The organism is Streptomyces herbicida (assembly GCF_032656585.1).
GTDB classification, from domain to species: Bacteria; Actinomycetota; Actinomycetes; order Streptomycetales; family Streptomycetaceae; genus Streptomyces; species Streptomyces herbicida.
This window is the reverse complement of record NZ_JAUYWJ010000004.1, coordinates 275559-299125: the sequence shown is the minus strand read 5'-3', so window position 1 is coordinate 299125 and position 23567 is coordinate 275559. Positions and strand designations below refer to the sequence as shown.

The following is a 23567-nucleotide window of genomic DNA, read 5'->3' as shown; positions in this document are numbered from 1 at the left end:
GCTGTCCGTCGGACTACAGACTAACCAAATGAGCGGGGGTCCGCTCGATAGGGAGTGCAAACAAGGTGTAACTATCTCGAGTCGCTCGGTACTCCATCGGCACCATTCTGGGACTGTTCATTACATATCGCTCGGTTTGGATCCACCCGGTTGGCCTACAGAGGAGTCCACGCCGTGCAGTTCAAGTGCCGTTGGCCGCGTCGCAAGCTCGCCATGATCTGCTGAGGTACCGCAACGGCTGTCTCGCGGGAGGACTGACGCATGGAGCTGCGCAGCGTCGAGGAGCTGATGGATCTGTTGTATGCCTGTCGGCACCAGCATGCGCTGCGGACCGCCGCCCTGCTGCGCCGCAGCCGTCCCGCCGACAAGGAGCTCCAGGTGGCCGGACTGGTGCACTGCATCGGCCGGCTGCTGGGCCCGGGTGACGAGACCGCTCAGGCGGACCGCGCGGCCGACGCGGTACGGCCCCTGCTCGGCGAGCGCGTCTCCCACCTCGTACGACACCACCGCGGGCCCCTCGGCCTCGCCGACGACGATCTTCAGCGGCTGCGCCAGGCGGACGAGGAGAGCCGGACCGCCGGATTCGACGCCGGGGTCCTGGAGGACTGGCGCACCGTCCTGGAGCTGGTCTCGGCCAGGAACTCGCCGCTGGGAGCTGTCGACTGACGGTCCGTCATGAGGCGGTACGGCGATGACGTCGTCGTACGGGCTCGAGGGCAGGGCGGCCGTCGTCACCGGCGGCACACGCGGGATCGGGCGCGCCGTCGCCCAGGTGCTCGGCGCCGCCGGGACGCCGGCCCTCCGGGAGTTCGGCCGACTCGACGCCCTGATCAACAACGCGGCGACCAGCCGGCCGAACAGGCCGCTCATGGACGTCGACCCCGAGGCGTGGCGTGACGCGTTCACGCCGAGCGTCGAGGTGCCGCTGCGGCTGGTGCAGTGCGCACGGTGGGGGTGGATGCGCGAGCACGGTGGCGCGGTGGTCAACATCTGCGCGGAGGGCGCGGGGCACGCCGGGCTCCATGTCGGGGCGTACGGCACCAGCAGGCCGCGCTGCTCCACCTCATCCAGCAGCTCGCGGGCGAGCTCGCGCCCCGGGTGCGGGTCAACTCCGTCTCCCCCGGCCTCGTCCGCACGGACATGGCCAGGTTCGTGTGGGAGACCGGCGAAGAGGAGATCGCCGCGGGGCTGCCCTCGGGTGCATCGGGGAGCCCGAGGACGTCGCGCGGGCGGTGCTGTGGCTGGTATCGGACGCGGCCATTGGTGCCGGAGATCAAGTCGGCCGCGCGGGCGCCCCTGAAGGGGGGGCGGCCCCGGAGAGGGCCCGCCTGGTGGAATTCCACCCCGAAGAACACGTGACCTGCGCACCGGGCACTCCGGTGTACGTGCCTCACCCCAGGGCGCCGACGCGCACACCGGCCACCGGATTACCGCCCTGGAGCGGGTGTCACCACTTGCCCGGCGCGTAGTCCTTCATGAAGACGCCGTACAGGTCCTCGCCCGCCTCTCCGCGCACGATCGGGTCGTAGACGCGCGCCGCACCGTCGACCAGGTCGAGCGGGGCGTGGAAGCCCGCCTCGGCCAGACGCAGCTTGTCGTAGTGCGGACGCTCGTCGGTGATCCAGCCGGTGTCGACGGAGGTCATGAGGATGCCGTCGGTCTGGAACATCTCCTGGGCGCTGGTCCGCGTGACCATGTTCATGGCCGCCTTGGCGGCGTTGGTGTTCGGGTGTCCGGCACCCTTGTAGCCGCGGCCGAAGACGCCTTCCATCGCGGAGACGTTGACGACGTAGGCACGGCCGCTGGCGGCCTTCTTCGCGGCGTCCGCCATCGCCGGGCGCAGGGCGCTGATCAGGATGAACGGCGACGTGTAGTTGCACAGCTGGGTCTCCAGCAGCTCGACCGGCGAGATCTGGTCGATGGTCTGCACCCAGGTGTTGGTCTCGACGACGTCGGGGACGAGGCCGCCCGCGTCGATGGCGGTGCCGTCGAGGTGCCGGGCGACGCTGGCGTTGCCCGCGACGAGCGCGAGGTCGGCGACCTTCTGCGCGTCCAGGCCGCTGGTGCCGAGGGGCAGTGCGGCGATGCCGTCGACGGCGCCGGACCCGAAGGCGCCGATGACGTGGTGGGCGGGGAGCTCCCCGGCGGGCAGCGGGGCGCTCTCACCCTCGACCAGGGCCGCGTACGCGGAGGGCAGTCGGCGCACGGTCTGCGTCGCGTTGTTGATCAGGATGTCGAGCGGACCCGCCTCGGCGACCTGCTCGGACAGGGCGACGGCCTGCGCCGGGTCGCGCAGGTCGATGCCGACGACCTCCAGCCGGTGCATCCAGTCCGCCGAGTCGTCCATCGCCTTGAAGCGGCGGATGGCGTCCTTGGGGAATCGGGTCGTGATCGTGGTGTGGGCGCCGTCGCGCAGCAGCCGCAGCGCGATGTACATGCCGATCTTGGCGCGGCCGCCGGTGAGCAGCGCGCGCTTGCCGGTGAGGTCGGCGCGGGCCTCGCGCTTGGCCCGGTTCGTCCGGGCGCAGTCCGGACAGAGCTGGTGGTAGAAGTAGTCGACCTCGACGTACCGGCTCTTGCAGGTGTAGCAGGAGCGCGGGCGCTGGAGTATCCCCGCGACCTTGCCCTCCGCGGTGATCGACGACGGCAGGATTCCCTCCGTCTCGTCGTCGATGCGCTGGGCGGAGCCGGTGGCGGTGGCCTCGGTGACCGCCTTGTCGTGGGCGGTCTTGGCGGCCCGGCGCTCCTGGCGGCGGCGCTGCTTGACCGTGCGGTAGAGGCCGGCCGTGGCCCGGCGCACCGCGATGGCGTCGGGGTGGTCGACCTCCAGCTTGTCGAGCTCCTCGAGCACACTGAGGCAGACGGCCAGGCGCTCGGGGTCGATGCCGTGGCCGTAGACCGCCTCGTCCTCGGCCATCGGGCCGTCCTGTGTCACCGTCATCGCGCTGCCGTTTCCCTGATCATCTGCGCAGCGCTCCGACTCGCGCCCGCTTTCGAACGGGGAATTTTACGGAGCACCGGGCCGCACGCCAAACTCGTTCCGCAGGCCGGCCGCTCAGGGGTCGCAGGCGGCGATCAGTGACTCCAGTTCGTCCGTCACCGCTCGTGCGAGTACGTCGAGGTCCGGCACCGCCCGTGCGTCGGCGACCAGCCCGTAGTGCACCCGGCCGCGGTAGGTCGAGATCGCCACCGCCAGGGACTGGCCGGGGGCGAGCGGCGCGAAGGGGAAGACCTCCGTCAGCGGGTGTCCGCCGAGCCGCAGCCCGAGGCCGGGCAGGGGCACGCTGGTGACCAGGATGTCGAACCACAGCCGGGCCGCCTGGCCGACCAGCGGGCCGCCGAGGCGGTGGCCGAGCGCGGGCACGTGGTCGGCGAGCAGGGCGACGGCGCCCGCGCCCCGGTTGGGGCCGGCGTCCTTGTTGCGGTCCATCGCCGTGCGGACCGTGCCGAGGCGGCTGACCGGGTCGGGGTCGTCGACGGGAAGCCGTATCAGGTAGCCGGAGAGCCGGTTGCCCTGGGGGTGCGCGGTGCGCGGGCGGCGCCTGGAGACGGGGATCAGGGCGCGGGGCGCGACACCCTCGCTGCCGTCGCCGCGCTCGTCGAGCCAGCGGCGCAGGGCGCCCGCGACGACGGCGATGAGCACGTCGTTGACGGTCCCGCCGACGGCCTTGCGGATCCGGTGCACATCGTCGATGTCCAGGACCACTCCGGCGGTGCACCGGGTACCGCTGGGCTCGGCGGTCAGCGCGGAGGAGGAGCGGATGCCGAGGGTGGACAGGGCGACGGAGGCGCCGATGTCGAGGGCCCGGCCCATGTCGGACAGCGCGCCCCGCAGCAGGCCTGGCAGTCTGCGCACGTCGGGCAGTACACCGCGCGGCGGCTCGATCGGGCGGGGGGTGCGCACCGGCAGCTCCACCGGGTCCAGGACTCCGGCGGCGAGCTTGAGCGCGCGCAGGCCGTCGGCGAGGGCGTGGTGGAACTTGAAGAGGACGGCGAAGGAGACGCCGTCCTCCCCGGGCAGGACATGGGCTTCCCACGGTGGCCGGCCGCGCTCCAGCGGGCGCTCCATGAGCCGGCCCGCGACGGCGTGGAAGTCGGCGGCCGGGGCGTGCAGCCGTACATGGTTCAGCGGGTCGAAGCCGGGGTCGGGCTCGCGGGTGGCACCGCCGAAGGCCAGCGGCCGGCGCAGGTCCGGTGGCTGCCAGACGTCCCGGATGCGCATCCGCAGCCCGGGCACGGCCGCGGCACGGGCGGCGAGCAGATCTGCCGCGTGAGCACCTGCCGTGGGTGAGTGCGCGGAGAAGACGCCGAGTGCGCCGAGATGCATCGGGTGCCGGTCGGACTCGATGTTCCAGAACGCCAGGTCGAGGGGAGCGAGCAGGTCATCAGTCAAGGGCTTGCCTCGCGTCGACGGTGGGTGGACAAGAAGTCAACCTCCCACAAGCAATTACGGTCAAGTACGATCAGGCTACGCTCAGTTAACAGCAGATTAAGTCCCGCCCTCAGTGAAACGGGCGGGACTCAAGAGCCGCCCGAGGTCACTTCAGCACCGGTGGCGCCGCCTGTCGTGACGTACCCCACTGGGACGGTTCGGGGCCGACGGTGAAGGCGAGTTCGCGCAGGGAGCGCAGCGCCTCGGTCGTCAGAAAGGTCCGGCCGTAGGGCGATCCGTCCGTACGGGCCGACTGGACGTAGCGGTCGGTGGCCGAGGTACCGGGCGCGGTCACGGTCAGCCGGCCGCCGGGCCAGTAGCGGCGGTCCAGGGCGAGGTCGACCCGGTCGAAGACGGGCGTGGACAGACCCCAGGTGCCGTATCCGGGCTGGACCGGGAAGAGCCCGATCGACGACAGCACGTTCCAGGCGGACATCGTCCCGAGGTCGTCGTTTCCGGTCATGCCGGTCGGCGAGTCCGTGAAGAGCGTCAGTGCCGCATGCACCACGTCGGTGGTCTTCCAGGGCTGCCCGGTCGACAGATAGGTGTACGGGGCGATGAGGTCGGGCTCGTTCTGCGGGTTGTACGTGGCCGCGTTGTAGTAGGCGTACGCGTTGCCGTGCACCCACACCTCGCGCGCGGTGCGCTCGGGGTCGGCCAGCAGCCGGTCGTAGGCGAAGAACGCGTCGAGCCGGTCGTTCGCCGCCCGTTCGCCGCCGATCAGTCCGATCATGCCCGGCAGGTCCTGCGGCACCAGCCACTGGTACTGCCAGGCGGTGCCCTCGTGGAAGCCCACGCTCAGGGCCGGGTCGTCCGGTCCGGCGAAGGCTCCGGAGGCGTCCCGGGCCCGGAAGAACCCGGTCGAGGGATCAAAGATGTTGCGGTAGTTGCGGGAGCGGGCCGCGTACCGTTCGGCGTCCGCGACGTGGCCCAGGCCGCGTGCCATCTGCGCCAGCATGGCGTCGGACAGGGCGTACTCCAGGGTGACCGAGGCCCCCTGGTGGTAGTCCGAGTCGCCGAGCTTCGCCTGCGGGCGGCCCTTGATGTAGGGCGCGAAGCCGTTCGCGATGTACTCGGCGTTGGCCTCCCGGCCCGCGATCGGCAGGCCGGCGGGCGGCACGCCGTCGGCGTTGCGGCGCAGCAGCCGGTACGCCTGTCGCTCGTGCCCCTTCAGCAGGCCCTGCTGGTAGGCGGTGGTCAGGAACGGGGTGACCGGGTCGCCGGTCATGATGTTCGTCTCGACCGTGCCGTAGCCCCACTTGGGCAGCCATCCGCCCTCCTCGCCGACCTTCAGCACCGACAGCGCCATGTCGCGGGCCTCCTGGGGCGCGAGCAGGGCGAGGAGCTGGCACTGGGTGCGGTAGGTGTCCCACAGGGACCAGTTCTGGTAGTAGGTGAAGCCCTGGGCGCGGTGGACGCGCAGGTCCCAGCCGCGGTAGCGGCCGTCCGCGTCGCTGCCGGCGTTGGGGGCCAGGAAGGACCGGTACAGGGACGAGTAGAAGGTGCGCCGCAGGGGCTCCCCGCCGCCCTGGACGCGGACGGCGCCGAGGCGCTCCTCCCAGGCCCGCCGGGCCGCGTCGCGTACGGCGTCGAAGGAACGGCCGCCCTCCGCGCCGAGGTTGACCGCCGCTCCGTTCGCGTCGACGTAGGACAGGGCGGTGGTGGCCGTGACGGTACGGTCCCGGGTCGTGTCGAAGCGGAGGTAGGCGCCGTCCTTTCCGGCCCGGGAGCCGGGGGTGACGGCCTTGCCGTCCCAGGTGCCGTATGCGGTGAAGGGGCGGTCGAAGCGGGTGATCGTGTAGACCGTGTAGGGCAGGGTGTCCCGGCAGAATCCACGGCCGGTGATGGCGGTGCGTACCGTCCGGTCGTCCAGCACCTCCACCTTGCCGGAGACCTTCTTGTGCAGCGACTGGCCCGCGTTGAGCAGGACATTGGCCTTGTCGGTGGCGGGGAAGGTGAAGCGCTGTACGCCGGTGCGTGCGGTCGCCGTGAGTTCGGCTCCGATGCCGGACGCCAGGCCCACCCGGTAGTAGCCGGGGCTCGCCGTCTCGTCCTCGTGCCGGAACCCGGCGGCGTACTTCGCGTTGTCCGTCTGTGTGACGTCGCCGGTGGTGGGCAGGACGGGCAGGTCACCGCCGATCCGGCAGCCGACGCCCGAGAGGTGGACCAGGGAGAAGCCGCGGATGCGGTTCTGGGAGTAGTCGTAGCCGGTGCTGTGCCCGGTGTCCGGCGAGAGCTGCACCATGCCGAAGGGCACGGCCGCGCCGGGGAAGGTGTTGCCCTCGTTCTGGGTCCCGATGAACGGGTTCACCAGGTCGGTGAGGTGACCGCCGGTCGGCTCGGCGGCCCCTGCGGCAGGGGCGGCGAGCAGCGCGGACGCTGTCATCACCCCGGCCAGGCATAGCCGCGGGTGCCGGGTCCGTCTCATGTCGGATGACCTCCGATGGTTCGACATCGCTGTCTGCATCGTGAGGGTCGGAGATCCGAAACCCGGGCATCCAGGGCTAATTGAACAAAACGCGTCGTGTCAGAAGAGGGAGTTACCAAACAGGCGTACGAGACCTACGGGACCCGCTGCCCCTTCCCGAGCGCGATCACCCCGCCCTGGGAGACCGTGTAAAGCTCGGCGTCCCGCTCGGGGTTGACGCCGATGGTCGCGCCGGGCGGCACCTCGACGTTCTTGTCGAGGACGGCGCCGCGCACGACCGCGCCCCGGCCGATGTGGACGTTGTCGTGCAGGATCGAGCCCTGGACGACGGCGCCCGGGTCGACCAGCACGCCGGGCGACAGGACGGAGCGGGTGACCTGACCGCGGATCAGGCAGCCCGAGCTGATGATGGACTCGCTCGCCATGCCGCCGGCGTTGAAGCGGGCCGGGGAGAGCTGGTTGGAGTGGGTGTAGACGGGCCAGCTGCGATTGAAGAGGTTGAAGGTGGGACGCTCGGCGATCAGGTCCATATGGGCGTCGTAGTAGGCGTCGAGGGTGCCGACGTCCCGCCAGTAGCCCTGGTCCCGGGTGGTCTCGCCGGGGACGTGGTTGTCGCTGAAGTCGTACAGCTGCGCCTCGCCCCGGCCGGTGAGCTGGGGCAGGATCGAACCGCCCATGTCGTGCACGGACTGCTCGTCCTCGGCGTCCCGATGCAGCGCCTCGATCAGCGCCTTGGTGGTGAAGATGTAGTTGCCCATCGAGGCGAAGACGCACTCCGGGTCGTCCGCCAGGCCCGGCGGATCGGCGGGCTTCTCCAGGAAGCGCTCGACGGTCCGCCCGTCCGAGCCCGGGGTGATCACCCCGAAGGAGGAGGACTCCGCCCGCGGCACCCGGATGCCCGCGACCGTCACCCCCGCGCCGCCCTCGATGTGCTGCTCGAGCATCTGGCGCGGGTCCATGCGGTAGACGTGATCGGCACCGAACACGGCGACGTAGTCCGGCTGTTCGTCGTGGACGAGGTTGAGCGACTGCAGGATCGCGTCCGCGCTGCCCAGGTACCATCGCGGGCCGAGCCGCTGCTGCGCCGGGACCGGGGTGATGTAGTTGCCGAGCAGGCTGGACATCCGCCAGGTGGTGGTGATGTGCCGGTCCAGCGAGTGCGACTTGTACTGGGTCAGCACACAGATGCGCAGGATGTCGGCGTTGACGAGGTTGGAGAGTACGAAGTCGACGAGACGGTAGGTGCCGCCGAAGGTGACCGCGGGTTTGGCCCGGTCCGCGGTCAGCGGCATCAGCCGCTTGCCCTCGCCGCCCGCCAGCACCATTCCGAGAACTGAAGGTCCTCCACGACGCATGGCCGCTCCCCCTCACCCTGGTTGCCCCCATGCCTGCCCCAGCGCGCCGCGGACTAAGCCTGCTTGAGGATCTCCTCGTACAGCCGGACCGTGCGGCGGGCCACCGTGTCCCAGCCGAACTCGCCCACCGCGCGCTCTCGTCCGGCCTCCCCCATCCGCCGGGCCGTCTCCCGGTCGCCGACGATCGAGTCGAGTGCCCGCGCCAGGCCCGCCTCGAACTCCCCGGGGTCCGCGCCCTCCTTGTGCACGGGGACGAGGAGGCCCGTCACCCCGTCCTCGACGACCTCGGGAATCCCGCCGACCCGGGAGGCCACGACGGGCGTGCCGCAGGCCATCGCCTCCAGGTTGACGATGCCGAGCGGTTCGTACACCGAGGGGCAGGCGAACACGGCGGCGTGCGTGAGCAGTTGGATGACGTCCGCGCGCGGCAGCATCTGCGGGATCCAGTGCACGCCCTCGCGGACCCGGCTCAGCTCCTGGAACAGGTCGCGGAACTCCCGGTCGATCTCCGGGGTGTCGGGCGCGCCCGCGCACAGCACGACCTGTGCCGCCGGGTCGATGTGCCGCACCGCGCGCAGCAGATGGGGCACACCCTTCTGCCGGGTGATACGGCCGACGAACAGTACGAAGGGGCGGTCCGGGTCCAGGCCGACGCGGGTGAGGACGTCGGTGCCGCGGTCCGGCCGGTAGAGGGTGGTGTCGATGCCGTTGTGCACGACATGGACCCGCGCCGGGTCCAGCACGGGGTAACAGCCGAGGATGTCCTCGCGCATCGCCGCCGACACGGCGATCACGGCGTCGGCGGCCTCGATCGCGGAGCGCTCGGCCCAGCCGGACAGGGCGTAGCCGCCGCCGAGTTGCTCGGCCTTCCAGGGACGCAGCGGCTCCAGCGAATGCGCGGTCATCACGTGCGGGACGCCGTACAGGAGCTTGGCGACGTGGCCGGCGAGATTGGCGTACCAGGTGTGGGAGTGGACGAGCTCACGGCCTTCGAGGGCCGCGGCGATGGAGAGGTCCACGGAGAAGGTGCGCAGTGCGTCGTTGGCGGTGTCGAGCGCGGACCAGGGCCGGTGGCGTACGACGCCCACTCCGCGGCCCTCGCCCCAGCAGTGCACCTCGAGGTCGACCAGCGACCTCAACTCCCTTGCCAGGAACTCGACATGGACGCCCGCGCCGCCGTACACGTCCGGGGGGTACTCCCGGCTCAGCAGTCCCACTCGCACCTGCAACCCCCTGGTCTCACCGGCCGGTCCCCTCATGGTCACCCAGATGCGGCGCCCGGGGAAGAGCGCGGTGGCCGAGTGAAACAACAGTCACCGCAGACCCCGCCGCCGGGCACCCGGTAGTAGAGGCAGCAGCTGCGGCGCCGGAAGGAGGTGCCGGTGAGGGAGCCGGTGTCCTTCAGAAGGGGGTGGGTGAAGAGTCCGGCGGTGAGCGTCCGGGCCCGGTCGGCCACGTCGTCGCGGCCGTTGCCGCGGGCCCACCGGTCGAGCTCGCGGGCCGCTCCGGCGAGCGCCGAGCCCGCGTTGCCCCACAGGAGGCCGGCCGCGAGGCCGTGCCGGGCTCTCAGGGCTTCCCCTAGGGGCTCCAGATGGTCCCGCAGCACGGCGGCGGCGAGGGTGGCGGCGAGCCCGGGGTCGCCGGGCAGCGGGCGCAGCTCGGTCAGCCACAGGTCGTCGGGGGCGACGGCGGCCGCGTCCCAGCGCAGCAGGCGGGCGTCCAGGTCGGGGAGGCGGCCGTACAGGGCGGCGCAGCCGAGGGCCGCCGACCACAGGCGGGCCGCGAGCCCCTGGTGGGCGATTGACGCCGCCACCCGGGACTCCCGGGTGCGGAGACGATGTGCGACGGTCTCGACCCGGAAAGTCAGCGCATTGTCACGAACGTCCGCCGTCGCTTTTTCGTAGGTTTCGGCAAGTGTGGGCAGCTCTCCCGGTGTTGCCGCGGCCGCTCCTCCTGCCGTGCGTAGGACGAAGAAGCCGCCGAGCGGGCGGAGCGCGGCAAGGTCGGGGTCGAGGTCCACGAGCAGCAGTAGTACCAGGGGCGGTAGCAGCGCGTCCCCGAGGGTCTCCACCCTGTGTCGCCCACCTTGGGGATGATCGGGGTCCCGGCGTACTCCATCGGCAGTAGGACCCATTGCCTGCTCAGGTACGACGACGGGAAGAACTCGACACGGCAGAGTGTTGGCTATGGAAGCAGACCGTTCGTCGAACCGGGCTCAGGGCCCCGGCCTCACGCAGAGGAACAGCTCATGAGCGCCCTCGCGTTGTCCGTGCTGCTGTCGTTCGTCTCCGCCGTCGCGTACGCGGGCGGAGCGATCGTGCAGGAGCAGGTCGCGGTGTCCTCCCCCGACGAGCAGTATGCGCCGCTGCGCCGCCTCAGCTGGTGGGCGGCGTTGGCGCTGAACGGGCTCGGCGGGCTGCTCCACGTGGTGGCGCTGGCCTATGGCCCCCTCAGTCTGGTGCAGCCGCTGGGCGCGCTGACCATCGTGTTCGCACTGCCCATGGCGGCCCTGTTCGTCGGCCGCAAGGCCGGAGCCACCGCCTGGCGGGGCGCGATCATGGCGACGGTCGGACTCGCCGGTCTGCTCTCCCTGGTCGGCTCGTCCGACGCCCGGTCCCTCGAAACGCCGCAGCGCGTGGCGGTGGCCCTGGTCACCGGCGGCGCGGTCGTCGCGCTGATGCTCGCGGGCCGGGCCGCGCACCGGCACCCGGCGGTGCGCAGCATGCTGCTCGCCACCGCGTCCGGCATAGCCTTCGGCATGTCGTCCGTGTTCACCAAGACCGTGGCCGTCGACTGGACCGGCGGGGTCACCCTCGCGGACCTGCCGTCCCTGGCCGTGATCGGTGTGTTCGCGGTCGCCGGTGTGCTGCTGTCGCAGGCCTCCTACCGCTCCGGCGGCCTCGCGGCGCCGCTCGCCACCCTGACCGTGGTGAACCCGGTGCTGGCGGCCGCGGTCGGCATCACGATGTTCGGCGAGAGCTTCCGCTACGGCACCACGGGCACCGCGCTCGCCCTGAGCTGCGGTGTGGTGGCGGCGGGCGGTCTGATCCTGCTGACCACGGAGCGGCTGGAGCACTCCCCGCGTACGACGGAGCCGCTGCCCGAGGCCGGATCGGCCCCGGTTGCGGAGGCCGCGCCCGTGCTCGCCCTCGCCGAGCCGGCACCCGCCGGTACGCCGTCGGTCGTCCTGCCCCAGCAGCGGGTCGCGTCGGCCCTGGAGGAGCTGGAGGACCTCCAGGAGTTGCGGGAGTTGGCGGCCCTGGAGGACGCGGCGCCTGCCGACGCGGCCCTGGAGGAGATCCTGGACGACACCGTCCTCGACGTCCACACCGTCCTCGACGACACCGTCCTCGACGACACCGTCCTGGACGACGTCCTCGTACCGGCGGCGGACGGGACGCGCAACGACGGCGAGGAGCCCTCGGACCCCTACATCCTCCCGCCCACCTTCAGCCCCTTCTACACGGGCGTCTATATACCGCTGCCCGTCGTGAACCGGCACCGCATCAGGGTCAAATCCTGACGCCACCGGCCCGGAGATAGGCGACCGGGTCGATGTCCGTACCGAAACCGGGTCCGGTCCGCACCTCGAAGTGCAGATGCGGGCCCGTGGTGTTTCCGGTGGAGCCCGAGCGGCCGATGCGCTGGCCCGCGGAGACCGACTGCCCGGCCTTCACGGAGATGGCCGACAGATGGGCGTACTGGGTGTAGCGCCCGTCGGCGTGCCGGATGACGACCTGGTAGCCGAAGGAGCCTCCCCAGCCGGCCGCGACCACATGTCCGGCGGCGACCGCCCGCACGGAGGTGCCGGTGGGCACGGGGAAGTCGACGCCGGTGTGGTAGCCCTTCGACCAGTGGGAACCTGCCTGGTGGTAGGGCGTGCCCATGGCGGCGTTGACCGGGGCGACCAGGGAGTGGCCACTCGTGGACGTCGTGTGGGTGCCCTCGGACGAGGACTTCTTCGTTCCCGAAGCCGACTTCGAGGACTGCTTCGAAGAAGGCTTCTTCGTCGAGGGCTTGGCCGTGGTGTGGGTGTCGGTGCCGGCCGCCGGGGCGGCCTTGCCGCGCAGGTTCAGTCGCTGCCCCGGCAGGATCAGATCGGGATCGGCCCCGATGGTCGTACGGTTGGCGGCGTAGAGCCGGTGCCAGCCGCCCGGTACGTGCCGCTCCTCTGCGATGCCGGAGAGTGTGTCGCCGTGCACGACGGTGTACATCTCCGCCTTGCCCGCCCGGGACTGGGGCGTGGTCTGCGGCTGTACGTCGCGCACCGAGCCCCTGGCGCCCTGTGCGCTCTTCGTGGGCCGGGTCGAGACGCTCTCGGTGTGGACATCGGGGGCGGAGCCGTCCCGGGTGAGTCCGGCGTGCACCGAGCACACCGGCCAGGCGCCGGGGCCCTGCCCGTCGAGCACCTTCTCGGCGACCGCGATCTGCTGGTCCCTGGTGGCCAGGTCCGCGCGCGGGCCGTACTTCGTGCCGCCGTAGGCCTCCCAGGTGGACTGGGTGAACTGCAGTCCGCCGTAGTAGCCGTTGCCGGTGTTGATGCTCCAGTTGCCGCTGGACTCGCAGGCGGCGACCTTGTTCCAGGTGGCCGCGTCGGCCGCGCCGGCGGTCCCGGCGGCCACCAGCGGGATCGCCATTCCGGCGCCGCCCGCCGTGACGGTGAGTGAGGCGCGGTTGATCCTGTTCGGCTGGTACCGGCGGTGCCGGCCGCGTACGGCCATGGAGAGCCCCCTCGACATGCGTCAGAAGGGGCAAAAGTAAGCGCTGCGAACAGGCCATGACAAGAAGGCAATCGGGCCACTGGTCACCGCAAGTGGCCAGGAATCGGCCCTCGTTGGCCGGATCGGCCGAACCGGCTGAGGCGCTGGGCACCTTCCGTGCGTAATCAAGCCCGGCGGGTCGGATGTGCGGTCGCCGTACCGGCACGTCAGGATGGTCGAAGGGCAATACTGACGAGCACGCCCGGCACCACCCTTGTTGTTTTGCAGGATCCAGCGGATCCACCGGATCTTTGAGGAGCAGGCGGTATGAGCACTTCAGCGCAGATCGGCGTCACGGGTCTCGCGGTCATGGGCCGCAACCTCGCGCGGAACTTCGCGCGCAACGGCTACACGGTCGCCGTGCACAACCGTACGGTGTCGCGGACGAAGGCGCTGGTGGAGGAGTTCGGGAACGAGGGGGACTTCATCGGGGCCGAGACCGCCGAGGAGTTCGTTGCGGCTCTCGAGCGCCCGCGCCGGCTGGTCATCATGGTCAAGGCCGGCGGCCCGACGGACGCCGTGATCGAGGAGTTCGCCCCGCTGCTGGAGCCCGGGGACATGATCATCGACGGTGGCAACGCGCACTTCGCGGACACCCGCCGCCGTGAGAGGGCGCTGCGTGAGCAGGGCATCCACTTCGTCGGCATGGGCGTCTCCGGCGGTGAGGAGGGCGCGCTGCACGGGCCGAGCATCATGCCGGGCGGCCCGAAGGAGTCCTACGACTCGCTCGGCCCGATGCTGGAGAAGATCTCGGCGAAGGCCGCGGACGGCGCGCCCTGCGTCACGCACGTCGGCCCGGACGGCGCCGGACACTTCGTGAAGATGGTGCACAACGGCATCGAGTACGCCGACATGCAGCTGATCGGTGAGGCCTACCAGCTGCTGCGCGATGTCGCCGGGTACTCCCCCGCGCAGATCGCGGACATCTTCCGGACCTGGAACACGGGCCGTCTGGACTCCTATCTGATCGAGATCACGGCGGAGGTCCTGTCCCACGTGGACGCGGCGACCGGCAAGCCCTTCGTCGACGTCGTGGTGGACCAGGCCGAGCAGAAGGGCACCGGCCGCTGGACGGTCCAGATCGCCCTCGACCTCGGCGTCCCGGTCTCCGGCATCGCGGAGGCGGTCTTCGCCCGCTCGCTGTCCGGTCACGCGGCGCTGCGCGAGGCCTCGCGCGGCCTTGCCGGGCCGAAGCCCACGGCGCTGTCCGAGTCGGAGGCGGGGGCCTTCGCCGACCGGGTGGAGCAGGCGCTGTACGCCTCGAAGATCGTGTCGTACACCCAGGGCTTCCACGAGATCGCCGCGGGCAGCGACGAGTACGACTGGAACATCGACCTCGGCGCGGTCTCCTCGATCTGGCGCGGTGGCTGCATCATCCGCGCGGCCTTCCTGGACCGCATCCGCGCCGCCTACGACGCCCGGCCCGACCTGCCGAGCCTGCTCTCCGACGAGACGTTCGCGCAGGAGATCGCGGCCGCCCAGGACGACTGGCGCGAGGTTCTGATCGCCGCCACCCGCCAGGGTGTGGCGACGCCGGGCTTCGCCGCGGCCCTCGCCTACTACGACGGGCTGCGCGCCGAGCGCCTGCCCGCCGCCCTCACGCAGGGGCAGCGGGACTTCTTCGGGGCGCACACGTACCGGCGGGTGGACCAGGACGGTTCCTTCCACACGCTGTGGGGCGGGGACCGGTCGGAGGTGTCCGCGTAGGGACCGCCCGGCGCAGCCTTGCAGCGTCCCGGCCCCGTGCCCCCAGGGCTCGGGGCCGGGTGTGTTTCAGGTGAGCGGTGGGCCCGGTTCGGGGTTCGGGACCGGTTCGGGGCCCGGGGGGATCGGCGACGGGGACGGCTCCGGGGGCGGGGCCGGCCGGGGGCCGGGCGGGGGCTCCGGGGACGGCGGCTGGGGAGCCGGCGGTGGTTCGGGGGCCGGGACCGGGTTGGGGGGCGGCTCCGGGTGCTGGGGGTCCGGGCCGGGGGTGGGCCCGGGCCCGACGGGGTCCGGATAGGGGGTTGTCATGGTGTCCTCCGGCCAGTCGCTCGACATCGCCTCTGGACTACTCCCCCACCTACCCGACGCCCGCTCCGCCACTCACCCGTGGGCGGCAACGCCAGGGCCCGGGTGGCCTTGCCGGGAAGAGGATGCTCAGGAGTTCGGGTAGACCCCGACCTGCGCTTCGGCCCCCGTGACCGCCGTGACCGCCGTGGCCCCCACGACCGCCTCGGCCCCCGCCACCAGACCCGGCCGCGGGCTGGACAGCACCGGAAGCACGGTCGTCGTCAGCCGCTGGGCCGGAGCCATCGAGGCCTGGGCCAGGACGATAACGTCGGCGCCGGTGACCGCGTCGGCGGCGGCCGCGACCAGGCGTACGTACCCCTCGTCGTCGCCGGCCTCGAAACGGGCCCAGGCGCCCTCGACGAGCAGGGTGCGCACGGTGATGTCACGCCCCGCCCGGCGGGCCTCCTCCTCGACCAGCGCCGCGGTCGGGCCGAGCGTGCTCTCGAGAGCGGCGAGGACGACGACACGGGAGCCCGCCGCCACGGCCCCGGCGGCCATCGGCCGGTCGACGCGCAGCACCGGCACCCCCGCCCCGGCGGCGGCCGCCTCCGCGACCCCGCCGATGGTCGAGCAGGTGCACAGCACGGCCCGCGCCCCGTCGGCCACGGCCCGCGCCACCAGGGCGCCCACGTCCGGCGCCACCGCCTCGGGACCGTCCCGCCGGGCCCGCTCCAGCAGGCCTTCGTCGACGAAGTGCCGCAGTTCCAGGCCCTGGTGGTGATCGTCGCGCAGGGCGTCGAAGACCGGGACGTGCACGGGCGAGGTGTGCAGGAGGGCGAGCGTTCCGGGCATCAGAACCGGCCCTGATGTGCCACCAGCCACTCCTTCGCGGCCCGCCGCAGCTCGGGATCGGGCGTCGGGGCCACCTCGGGGTGGCGTTCGGCCCACTCGGTGACGTACGGGCACAGGGAGGCCACCGGTACGCCCTCGCGCTCGGCGAGGGCGTACAGCTCGCGGCTCAGCGACCCCGCGATGCCCTTCCCCTCGTGGGGCGGTTCCACGATCGTGTGAACGGGGACCAGGGCACGGTGGGGCGCCTCGAGGACGAAGTACTCGATTCGGCCGACCACTTCGCCGTCACCGACGGCTTCCAGGCGGCCCGCCGCCCGGTCGTCCCGGATCTCGACGTCACTCATGGCCACGCACGCTCCTGGTCGTCCGTCCGCCGGTCAGGCCGTGACGGCCTGCGGGCTGCGCTCCTGGTCCGAGCCCGGCACCGGCTCGGACGGATCGGCACCGAGGGCCACGATCCGGTTGTCCCCGTCGACGTGCACCACCCGCGGCTCCAGCGCCCGCGCCTCGGCGTCGGTCACCTGGGCGTAGCTGATGATGATCACCAGGTCGCCGGGGTGGACGAGGTGGGCGGCCGCGCCGTTGATCCCGATGACACCGGAACCGCGCCGGCCCTCGATGACGTACGTCTCCAACCGGGCGCCGTTGGTGATGTCGACGATGTGCACAAGCTCACCGGGCAGCAGATCGGCCGCGTCGAGCAGATCCGCGTCGATGGTCACCGATCCCACGTAGTGCAGGTCGGCCTGGGTGACGGTGGCTCGGTGGATCTTGGACTTGAATACGGTACGAAGCATTCAGCACTCCCGAAATTCGCTCCCTGCCTGCTTTCTGCAGGTCAAGGGCTGTTCTCTTAGACTACAGAGGCTTACTTGCCTGCTGGCACCCGGTAGCCGTCGCAGGATTCACACTGACCGCATGCTGAGTTCTCTGACACACCGCCAGTCGGGCTGAAGACGCTTTACAAGCCCTCCCACTCACCCCCGGTCAGCAAATAAGATCAGAATATGGACCAGTGGGCCGGAGTCGCAGCGAGATCTCCATCACGTCGTGGGCGGCAAGCGCTGTCGCAGGTCGTGGACTGAACCGAAACCAAGGACGTCGAGATCGCCTGCACCCCGACCAACAGCTCCTGGCTCAACCGGATTGCGGCCCGGTTCACGGCACTGCGCTACTCGCCCTCGACGGCACCGACCACCCTGCCCACAAGGCTCCGTGCAGCATCTTGCGCCGCTACCTCGTCCGGCGGCACAAACACGCCGCCGACAAGCGCCTCAATGCCATGGTGAGCAGGGCAAACGCCGCCTGGCCTACGGTGGCGGCAGGCAATGTCACCACAGGTGCAGGAAGCTCCGGACGTCGTCATGGCCGTCGAGGGCCGACCTTCGACGTCCGCCGGTTCCGCCTCAGCCCGCGCCCCAGTGGCCCCACCACGGCGCGGGCCTCATCGCTCAGGCGAGCGAAGCGTCGAGCGGCATGGCCCAGGCACAGCCGACCAGCCCGAGAAGAGGACTGCCTGACACGGCCCGCGTCCCCACCTTTCTGCACTGGCGCTCGACGAACTCCCGTCCGGCCACCACCGGCAAGACCACAGCGCTGCTACAGGTCGGCCACACCTGCCACCTCGCCCACACACGCCGCGCGCCCCGGGCGACGGCAGTGTGCCCGTGGCGTACGTGCCGGTGCCGCCCAGCGCCACCGCCAAGACCCTGGCCGGGGAGTGCGCCCGCTACCTCGGCATCCCCGTCACCGCCCGTATGAGTCAGTCGAGCAACAGCAGGTCACACCCAAGATCAATAAGCAAGCGCGACAGCTACCCCACAGCTTCCTGCAGGAGTGGACGGTCGAGATGGACAAGCGCACCGGGCGTCTGGGCCAGCAGATCACTGAGCAGCAGCCTGCACGCCGAGGCCATTCCCGGCGGATGCACCTCCAGCTCCTTGACCTGCACGGCCTGGACCACCTGGAGCTGATCTCCGCCCAGGTGCAGGCACAGCTGCCGTAGACCGGGCCGGGGGCGGGCGGGGGCGGGCTGCGTCCGGTTCCCGGGGCTTCTCAGCCCCGGCACCGCGCCCAGCCGCGTGGTCGTCCGCCACCGGGGCTCCACCCCGCTCCCCTCCCCCACCTCGCGGCGCGGTCCTGCTCCGGCCGGGCCGGCGTCTCAACCCGTCGGTTCCATCGGCCGGCGGTCCGGCGGGTAGCGGAGGACGGTGCGGTGTTCGGCCCGGGCGATCATGCGGCGGCCGCGGACCTTGCCGAGCGGACGCAGGGCGCGCTGAGCCGGTGTCGTCCAGCTCCGACGCAGGCCGCCCAGGACCGCGAACCGGGTACCGGCGCTCTCTGGGACGGCGGCCATCCCGCGCACCACGCAGCCGCTCTGCATCAGGCACCAGCCCGGCCGCAGCACGATGTCGAACCGCGCGCGGTGTCCGAACGGGCCATACGCCCAGGCGCTGCTGCGGGCCGACGCCCCGGGCGCCCCCGGCGACGTACGAAAGGCCCGCAACATCGGCAGCAGGTACGGGAGTTCGACCTCCAGGTCGCTTGCCACCGCCCACACGTCGGCGAACGGCAGGTCCAGATGGGCGTCGGCGTACATGACGGCGTTCAGGCCCGCAGCCAGGACGCGCAGGCGGCGCACGGGGTCGAGTTCGGTGACGGGCCGGTCGGTCATCGTGCCCACGCCTTCCGGAAGTTGTGACGGGCGCGGTGCAGCCGGGACTTCACCGTGCCGAGGGAAACGTTGAGCAACCGGACCGCCGCTCTCTCGTCGAGCCCTTCCAGCTCGCGCAGGACCAGCACCGCGCGGTGCTCGCTCGGCAGCCGGCGCAGCACGTCGCGCACCTCCGCGGCGATCTCGGGGCCGCTGTCGCGACCGCCCGGGAAGGCGAGGTCGTCCACCTCGCCCACCGGCGTCTCGTGTGCGGCGCGCCGGGCGACCCGGACCGCCTCGCGGACGGTGATGGTGCCTACCCGGGCGTAGCGGGCGCGGGGGTCCTTCAGCCGTGGCAGCCCCTGAAACACCGCGATGAGCGACTCCTGCACCGCGTCCGCGCCGTCGGCCGGCGCGATGGAACGGCAGAGCCTGCCGACGTAGGGCGTGAGCAGGTCGAGCAGATCGGTGAGAGCCGGCAGGTCACCCGACTGCGGGGCGTTCACCAGGAGAGCCGCGGCCTCCCACGGGTCCTCCTCCTGGGACGGCTTCCGGGGGACCGGTTCACGCCTGAGCGTGCCGGTGTCGGTCGGGTTCATAGGCCGTTCTCCTCCCTCAACTGCCTTGCACGGGGGTGTCGTCGGCGTCCTGAGGTCGATGCCGACTCTCAGATGGACAGAGGGGTGGTAGTCGGCTGGTACTCCTTGTCGAACCGCAACTGACCTCAAATGATTGTTCCGAGGGAGTGTTTCGGCCTCCGGGGCGTCTCTCCATGACATGCGGAGACCGCTCCACCGCCGCCGCGGGGCCGACCGCGACGGCGTCGGCCGGACGCAGCGCGGATAGAGCGCGGATAGAGAAGGACAAGAAAGACAGTCGATAATTGATCCAGGACCGCGTCTGACCACGTAATAATCCCCGCGCGAGGAAACTCCCGGGATTCTTCACACCCTGCTAGGGTTGCCCGCGCGTGTATCGAGATGAATTCACCGTCGACGGGGGTCGATTCATCGTGGAACAGAGATCTCCTCGTGATTTCAATGGCGAGTCCGGCACGAAAGCAGATCTTCGAGCAAATGCGGGCAGTCCCCTCATGCGTCCAGCCAAGAGGTCGATGGGGGGCGCTGTGACCGAAGCGGGCGGGTCGTACGCGACGGACCGGGACCTGGAGGTCCTGGCCCGACTGGTGGAAGGTGCACAGCGCGGCGACGTGCTGGCGATGGACGAGTTGCTGGGGGTCCTGGAACCGTACGTGGGCCGCATCTGCGGGCCCGTCGCACTCCAGGACGGGCCGGACGCGGCGCAGGAAGCGCTCATCGCCGTCTTCTGCAGCATCCGGCAGCTCAAGTCTCCCGCCTCGCTGTTCGGTTGGGTGCGGGCGATCGCGGTGCGCGAGGCGGTGAGGTGCGCCAAGCGTCGCCAGGGCCAGCACACCGTGCTGGTGGAGTGGGAGGACAAGCCGCTGCCCGAGGACGTGCTGCTGGCCTCCGACATCGCCGACGCCATGGGGCGCCTCGCGCCCGAGCACCGCGCGGTTCTGACGTTACGTCACGTCGAGGGACTCAGCGAACAGGAGGTCGCCAAGGCGTTGGAGATACCGGTCGGTACCGTCCGGTCACGGCTGTTCCGGGCGCGGCAGTCCTTCCGGACCGCCTGGGACTGACCGGGCCGCCAGCCGCTGCCCGAGCCGGTCGAGGAGCCGGGCCGAACGCCGCTCGGCTCCGGGACTGCGCAGCCGTCCGACCAACTCCCCGCCGGGGAAGCGCGGACTGCTGAAGAAGGCGAACGTGCACCCGGTCTCGGTCGGCGCGGCAGCCATCCCGCTGACCAGGACCCGGCTCTGCATCAGGCACCACCCGGGGCGCAGCACCACCTCGAAGCGCTCCCGGTGGCCGAAAGCGCTGACCGCCTCGCCCTCGAGCCGCTCGCCTTCGGAGCCGATGACAGTGAAGGAACGCAACCCCGGGATGATGTGCGGCAGTTCGTGCTCCAGATCGGACGTCACGGACCACAGTGCATCGAAGGGGACATCGAAGTGCCGTTCGGCGTAGATCGGGTGCTTGGTGGTCGAGGCCAGGACCCGCAACCGCCGCAGCGGATCGAGTTCGGCTGTCGGCCAGCCATTGTGCGCGGCACCCGTCATGGTTCCGTCTCCCTCTGTGTCGTATGCGAGAGATTCGCACCGTCGTACTGATCGGTCAAGTCCAGGCAAAGGCATGGAGTGTCCGCGGCCGCTGCCGCCTCTTGCTTCACGAGACTTCGCTGAATTACGTCTCGGTTCGAGAGTTCGGTCCGGGAAAAACCGACGCCGCTCGGGCGGACGACTCGAGTCGTCCGGGTTCGTCATATCCGGGGATGGGGAAAGAGCATCGCGTATTCGAGTGGGACGCTCCTTGTGCTGCCGCGCGCCCTCGCACACCTCGGGCCGCCCTTACCGGGACTCGGCTTCGCGTCGGCCTCCGTGCACGAGGGACCGCCCGTGGCGGTGGCCGGGGCGGAACGCCGGCCGGCCGAGGGGATGCCGCACGGCGCGGGCCGACTTCCTGGTCGGCCGCAGCGCCCTGCACCGCGCGGTGCGCGCCGCCGGTCGGCGGACCGGCGCCGTGTTGGCCGACGGACCGCGGCCCCGACTGCCGAGGGCGTCTCGGCCTGCCTCAGCCACTCCGAGGGCGTCGCGGTCGCCGTGGCCGCCCCGGCGGATCGCTTCCCCCTCCTCGGAGTCGACCTCGAACTGGCCGGACTGCCCCTCAAGGCGGGGCACCTGGTGCTGAGCGCCCAGGAGGAGCGGCTGCTGGGCAGGGCTGCCGAGGCGCGGCGCCTGCTGTGCGCGATGTACTCCGCCAAGGAAGCCGCCTTCAAGGCGCTCGGCCCGCTGCTGGGCGACGGCCTGCAGGGCCTGCGCTCCCTGCGCCCCGAAGCGCACGCCGACGGCTACCTCGTCACCTCCCTGCCCGGCGCGCCCCTGGTGCGGGTGAGCGTGCGGCGGCTGACGCACGGCGTCCTGAGCTGGGCGGTCGCCGCGGACGGTGATCTCTGAGACGACCGCCCCTCATTCCCCACTGGACCGGCTCACGCCGCCCTCGTCCTTCGTTCGTCGGGTGCACGCCGTCCACGCTCGCCATTCGTCCGGTTCACGCCGCCCGTGCGCTCCATCCCTCCGGACACCGTCCGCGTCCTTCACCGGTCCTGTGCACGCCCTCTCCGTCCGCCGCCGGTCCGGCTCGCGCCGTCCGTGCTCTTCGCTCGTCCGGTTCATGGCGTGCGCGTCGGCCGCTTCGGCGACGCCGCATCCGCGGTCTGCGACGCCCGGCCGTGACCGTTCCCTGTCCGCCCACCTGCCCTGGATCGGCGCCCGCACCTGCGGGCCGGACGGCGCGCACGTGCGGTTCCTGTCCGGTGTGGCCAATCCGGTGGCGCTGAAGGTGGGGCCGGGCACGGACCCCGACCGGCCGGCCCGGCTGAGCGCGCTGCTCGATCCGGACCGGCAGCCGGGACGGCCGGTGCTGATCTCCCGGATGGGCGCGGAGCGGGTGCGCGCCGCGCTGCCGCCGCTCGTCGAGCGGGTCGCGTCGCCGGGGCACCCGGTGGAGTGGGTCTGCGACCCCGTGCACGGCAACACCTACACCGCCGTCGGCGGCCACAAGACCCGGCACGTGGCGAAGGCGGTGCGGGAGCTGTTCGGCCGCTGAGCGGGCACGGGCTCCCGCGCCGATGCCCTCGGCGCGGGAGCCCGTGCCCGTGCCGGTGTCGGCGTCCGTGCTGGTAGGCCGGGTTTTTTCATGTGAAGCACATACTCCATGATGTCCGGCGGCGGAATCACGATGTCCCCGAATCGTGTAACCGCAGCTCCGGAATGCAGTGCTCCGAAAAACTTCCCGAGAATCGGTGGAGTGTGCGAGCGATGCGGCGACTCTTATCTGGTGTCGGCTGCTCATGGCCATCCACCGAGCACCCGTTGAACGTTTTGAGTGTTTCCTCGACATCGTCACGCGCAGAGGGAATTTTGCATGCCAGACGTATCCGCGCTGAATCTCGACGCGATACCCCAGCCCACGGCATCCCTCGGAATCCTTCCGTCGGTCGCCGCGGAAAAGCTCCCCGAAACACCGTTCCTCTCCGGCGCTCCCTGGCGTACGTACGACGGTGAGATGCGCGACTTCGCGGGCTTCGGGCTGGCCATCGACGACTACGCCGACCGGATGTGGGCCGCGGGCATTCGTCACGGAGACGTCGCGGCCGTCGTGCAGCGCAACCACATCGAGGTCGAGGCGGAGATGTGCGCGCTCGGCAAAATAGGCGCGCTGCCCGCACTTCTTTCCTCCGCGATGGAAAGCGGCGAACTCCTCGAGTGTTTCGCCCGGCTGGAAAACCCTCACCTCCTCCTAGACTCCCTCGGGCCGTCCCGGCTGGTCGAGCACCGGCACGCGCTTCGCCTGCTGACCCGCGACGTCCTGTGCCTCGAGGAAACGGACGAGAAGTGGACGGTTCCGCTCCAGGACCGGCTGCCGCACACGGTGAATCCGCGGGGCGAGGACGAGTGGTTCGTCGTCACGCACTCCTCGGGCACCACGGGCGCGCCGAATGTGGCGGCGCACTCGACGCGGTCGCTGTTCGGCATGGTCGCCCCGATGATCACGATCTTCCGGGACCAGTACTCGTCGAACGACCTCAACGCCAAGCACCTCTCCTTCGTGCACGCCCGGACCTGCGCCGGCACGCTCGCCTCCCTGGAGACCGAGCGCGTTGGCGCCACCGGCATCGGCTTCGCGCTGCACAACGACGTCGTCGCCCCCTACCTGCTCGGCCTCGATACCGAGGAGCAGAAACGGCGCTGGCTGCCCGGATTCTGCTCGGGCGAGACCGTCACCGCCATCGCGATGACCGAACCCGAGGCCGGCAGCGACCTCCAGGCGGTCCGCACCGCCGCCCGCCGCGACGGCGACGCCTACGTCCTCAGCGGAGCCAAGACCTTCATCACCAACGGCATCCACGCCGATCTGGTGATCGTGGTCGCCCGAACCGAACCGGGCAGCAGAGCAAAGGAGTTGAGCCTGCTCGTGGTGGAGCGGGGGATGCCCGGGTTCACCAGGGGCCG

At 71.2% G+C, this 23567-nt stretch carries 18 protein-coding genes and 7 pseudogenes; 11 read left to right on the top strand and 14 right to left on the bottom strand.

What is annotated here, in order from left to right; all coding sequences use genetic code 11:
• The first annotated feature begins 261 nt into the window (after positions 1 to 261).
• A complete protein-coding gene (locus tag Q8A52_RS11060) occupies positions 262 to 666 on the top strand; it encodes a hypothetical protein (RefSeq protein WP_316750579.1) in 405 nt (134 codons plus the stop codon).
• Between the two features lie 25 nt (positions 667 to 691).
• Positions 692 to 1328 (top strand): annotated as a pseudogene (locus Q8A52_RS11055) (SDR family oxidoreductase); the annotation flags it as partial.
• A gap of 119 nt (positions 1329 to 1447) precedes the next feature.
• Here Q8A52_RS11055 and Q8A52_RS11050 read toward each other — a convergent pair.
• The 6 genes from Q8A52_RS11050 to Q8A52_RS11025 form a co-directional block, all read right to left on the bottom strand.
• On the bottom strand, positions 1448 to 2941 hold the full coding sequence (locus Q8A52_RS11050; RefSeq protein WP_316750577.1) for an SDR family NAD(P)-dependent oxidoreductase: 1494 nt from the start codon (positions 2939 to 2941) through the stop codon (positions 1448 to 1450).
• Positions 2942 to 3055: 114 nt separating this feature from the next.
• Positions 3056 to 4393 (bottom strand): wax ester/triacylglycerol synthase family O-acyltransferase, encoded by a 1338-nt coding sequence (locus tag Q8A52_RS11045; RefSeq protein ID WP_316750574.1) that lies wholly within the window; start codon positions 4391 to 4393, stop codon positions 3056 to 3058.
• Positions 4394 to 4538: 145 nt separating this feature from the next.
• A complete protein-coding gene (locus tag Q8A52_RS11040; RefSeq protein WP_316750572.1) occupies positions 4539 to 6860 on the bottom strand; it encodes a GH92 family glycosyl hydrolase in 2322 nt (773 codons plus the stop codon).
• Positions 6861 to 6994: 134 nt separating this feature from the next.
• The gene (glgC, locus tag Q8A52_RS11035) at positions 6995 to 8215 is read right to left on the bottom strand and encodes a glucose-1-phosphate adenylyltransferase (protein ID WP_316750570.1); all 1221 of its coding nucleotides are present in this window, start codon (positions 8213 to 8215) and stop codon (positions 6995 to 6997) included.
• Between the two features lie 53 nt (positions 8216 to 8268).
• Positions 8269 to 9438, bottom strand: a complete 1170-nt coding sequence (gene glgA / locus Q8A52_RS11030; RefSeq protein ID WP_316750567.1) for a glycogen synthase — start codon at positions 9436 to 9438, stop codon at positions 8269 to 8271.
• 38 nt (positions 9439 to 9476) lie between these two features.
• Complete coding sequence (locus tag Q8A52_RS11025; RefSeq protein ID WP_316751022.1) at positions 9477 to 10253, bottom strand: (2Fe-2S)-binding protein; 777 nt, start codon at positions 10251 to 10253, stop codon at positions 9477 to 9479.
• A gap of 210 nt (positions 10254 to 10463) precedes the next feature.
• Here Q8A52_RS11025 and Q8A52_RS11020 point away from each other — a divergent pair, with 210 nt between their 5' ends.
• A complete protein-coding gene (locus Q8A52_RS11020) occupies positions 10464 to 11738 on the top strand; it encodes a DMT family transporter (RefSeq protein WP_316750565.1) in 1275 nt (424 codons plus the stop codon).
• Here the strand turns inward: Q8A52_RS11020 and Q8A52_RS48995 are convergent.
• Both Q8A52_RS48995 and Q8A52_RS48990 read right to left on the bottom strand, forming a co-directional pair.
• Positions 11728 to 12477: pseudogene (locus tag Q8A52_RS48995) on the bottom strand (M23 family metallopeptidase); the annotation flags it as partial. The gene Q8A52_RS11020 and the pseudogene Q8A52_RS48995 sit on opposite strands and share 11 nt — an antisense overlap.
• Before the next feature lie 168 nt (positions 12478 to 12645).
• Positions 12646 to 12852, bottom strand: a pseudogene (locus Q8A52_RS48990) (transglycosylase family protein); the annotation flags it as partial.
• Between the two features lie 390 nt (positions 12853 to 13242).
• On the opposite strand from Q8A52_RS48990, the gene gndA reads away from it, so the two are divergent.
• Positions 13243 to 14682: an NADP-dependent phosphogluconate dehydrogenase gene (gene gndA, locus Q8A52_RS11010; RefSeq protein ID WP_316750562.1), complete on the top strand. Its 1440-nt coding sequence runs from the start codon at positions 13243 to 13245 to the stop codon at positions 14680 to 14682.
• A gap of 432 nt (positions 14683 to 15114) precedes the next feature.
• On the opposite strand, the gene Q8A52_RS11005 is transcribed toward gndA, so the two are convergent.
• From Q8A52_RS11005 to panD, 3 genes are read right to left on the bottom strand one after another with little or no spacing between them, the layout of a single operon-like run.
• Complete coding sequence (locus Q8A52_RS11005; protein WP_316750560.1) at positions 15115 to 15819, bottom strand: aspartate/glutamate racemase family protein; 705 nt, start codon at positions 15817 to 15819, stop codon at positions 15115 to 15117.
• Positions 15819 to 16163: a GNAT family N-acetyltransferase gene (locus Q8A52_RS11000; RefSeq protein WP_316750559.1), complete on the bottom strand. Its 345-nt coding sequence runs from the start codon at positions 16161 to 16163 to the stop codon at positions 15819 to 15821. The genes Q8A52_RS11005 and Q8A52_RS11000 overlap by 1 nt, the downstream gene beginning before the upstream one ends.
• Before the next feature lie 33 nt (positions 16164 to 16196).
• Positions 16197 to 16616: an aspartate 1-decarboxylase gene (gene panD, locus Q8A52_RS10995; RefSeq protein WP_316750557.1), complete on the bottom strand. Its 420-nt coding sequence runs from the start codon at positions 16614 to 16616 to the stop codon at positions 16197 to 16199.
• Between the two features lie 262 nt (positions 16617 to 16878).
• On the opposite strand from panD, the pseudogene Q8A52_RS10990 reads away from it, so the two are divergent.
• The 3 pseudogenes from Q8A52_RS10990 to Q8A52_RS48985 all read left to right on the top strand — a co-directional run.
• Positions 16879 to 17125 (top strand): annotated as a pseudogene (locus tag Q8A52_RS10990) (hypothetical protein); the annotation flags it as partial.
• 263 nt (positions 17126 to 17388) lie between these two features.
• Positions 17389 to 17588: pseudogene (locus Q8A52_RS10985) on the top strand (ATP/GTP-binding protein); the annotation flags it as partial.
• A 146-nt stretch (positions 17589 to 17734) separates the two neighbouring features.
• A pseudogene (locus Q8A52_RS48985) lies at positions 17735 to 17824 on the top strand (LLM class F420-dependent oxidoreductase); the annotation flags it as partial.
• Positions 17825 to 17980: 156 nt separating this feature from the next.
• Here the strand turns inward: Q8A52_RS48985 and Q8A52_RS10975 are convergent.
• Together Q8A52_RS10975 and Q8A52_RS10970 are read right to left on the bottom strand one after the other, a co-directional pair.
• Positions 17981 to 18493: a hypothetical protein gene (locus Q8A52_RS10975; RefSeq protein ID WP_316750555.1), complete on the bottom strand. Its 513-nt coding sequence runs from the start codon at positions 18491 to 18493 to the stop codon at positions 17981 to 17983.
• Positions 18490 to 19071, bottom strand: coding sequence for an RNA polymerase sigma factor (locus tag Q8A52_RS10970; protein ID WP_316750554.1), 582 nt, complete (start codon positions 19069 to 19071; stop codon positions 18490 to 18492). Before Q8A52_RS10970 ends, Q8A52_RS10975 begins: the two co-directional genes overlap by 4 nt.
• 527 nt (positions 19072 to 19598) lie before the next feature.
• Between Q8A52_RS10970 and Q8A52_RS10965 the strand changes: the two genes are divergently transcribed.
• Positions 19599 to 20135, top strand: coding sequence for an RNA polymerase sigma factor (locus Q8A52_RS10965; RefSeq protein ID WP_316750552.1), 537 nt, complete (start codon positions 19599 to 19601; stop codon positions 20133 to 20135).
• On the opposite strand, the gene Q8A52_RS10960 is transcribed toward Q8A52_RS10965, so the two are convergent.
• Positions 20088 to 20615 (bottom strand): hypothetical protein, encoded by a 528-nt coding sequence (locus tag Q8A52_RS10960; RefSeq protein WP_316750550.1) that lies wholly within the window; start codon positions 20613 to 20615, stop codon positions 20088 to 20090. The genes Q8A52_RS10965 and Q8A52_RS10960 overlap by 48 nt on opposite strands.
• Positions 20616 to 20933: 318 nt before the next feature.
• Between Q8A52_RS10960 and Q8A52_RS10955 the strand changes: the two genes are divergently transcribed.
• From Q8A52_RS10955 to Q8A52_RS48980, 3 genes and pseudogenes are all read left to right on the top strand, one after another.
• Positions 20934 to 21509 (top strand): 4'-phosphopantetheinyl transferase family protein, encoded by a 576-nt coding sequence (locus tag Q8A52_RS10955; protein ID WP_316750548.1) that lies wholly within the window; start codon positions 20934 to 20936, stop codon positions 21507 to 21509.
• Between the two features lie 217 nt (positions 21510 to 21726).
• Entirely contained in the window at positions 21727 to 22161 is a 435-nt protein-coding gene (locus Q8A52_RS10950) for a 3-deoxy-7-phosphoheptulonate synthase (RefSeq protein WP_316750546.1), read from the top strand.
• Between the two features lie 318 nt (positions 22162 to 22479).
• Positions 22480 to 23565: pseudogene (locus Q8A52_RS48980) on the top strand (acyl-CoA dehydrogenase family protein); the annotation flags it as partial.
• Positions 23566 to 23567: the final 2 nt, after the last annotated feature.

Bases quoted from the DNA above. Each gene is read 5' to 3' on its own strand.
- glgC (WP_316750570.1), bottom strand. From the start codon at position 8,215: ATGCGTCGTGGAGGACCTTCAGTTCTCGGAATGGTGCTGGCGGGCGGC.
- Q8A52_RS10970 (WP_316750554.1), bottom strand. From the start codon at position 19,071: ATGAACCCGACCGACACCGGCACGCTCAGGCGTGAACCGGTCCCCCGG.
- Q8A52_RS10975 (WP_316750555.1), bottom strand. From the start codon at position 18,493: ATGACCGACCGGCCCGTCACCGAACTCGACCCCGTGCGCCGCCTGCGC.
- panD (WP_316750557.1), bottom strand. From the start codon at position 16,616: ATGCTTCGTACCGTATTCAAGTCCAAGATCCACCGAGCCACCGTCACC.
- gndA (WP_316750562.1), top strand. From the start codon at position 13,243: ATGAGCACTTCAGCGCAGATCGGCGTCACGGGTCTCGCGGTCATGGGC.
- Q8A52_RS11005 (WP_316750560.1), bottom strand. From the start codon at position 15,819: ATGCCCGGAACGCTCGCCCTCCTGCACACCTCGCCCGTGCACGTCCCG.
- Q8A52_RS11040 (WP_316750572.1), bottom strand. From the start codon at position 6,860: ATGAGACGGACCCGGCACCCGCGGCTATGCCTGGCCGGGGTGATGACA.
- Q8A52_RS10960 (WP_316750550.1), bottom strand. From the start codon at position 20,615: ATGACGGGTGCCGCGCACAATGGCTGGCCGACAGCCGAACTCGATCCG.
- Q8A52_RS10950 (WP_316750546.1), top strand. From the start codon at position 21,727: ATGGCGTGCGCGTCGGCCGCTTCGGCGACGCCGCATCCGCGGTCTGCG.
- Q8A52_RS11000 (WP_316750559.1), bottom strand. From the start codon at position 16,163: ATGAGTGACGTCGAGATCCGGGACGACCGGGCGGCGGGCCGCCTGGAA.
- Q8A52_RS11020 (WP_316750565.1), top strand. From the start codon at position 10,464: ATGAGCGCCCTCGCGTTGTCCGTGCTGCTGTCGTTCGTCTCCGCCGTC.
- Q8A52_RS11060 (WP_316750579.1), top strand. From the start codon at position 262: ATGGAGCTGCGCAGCGTCGAGGAGCTGATGGATCTGTTGTATGCCTGT.
- Q8A52_RS11050 (WP_316750577.1), bottom strand. From the start codon at position 2,941: ATGACGGTGACACAGGACGGCCCGATGGCCGAGGACGAGGCGGTCTAC.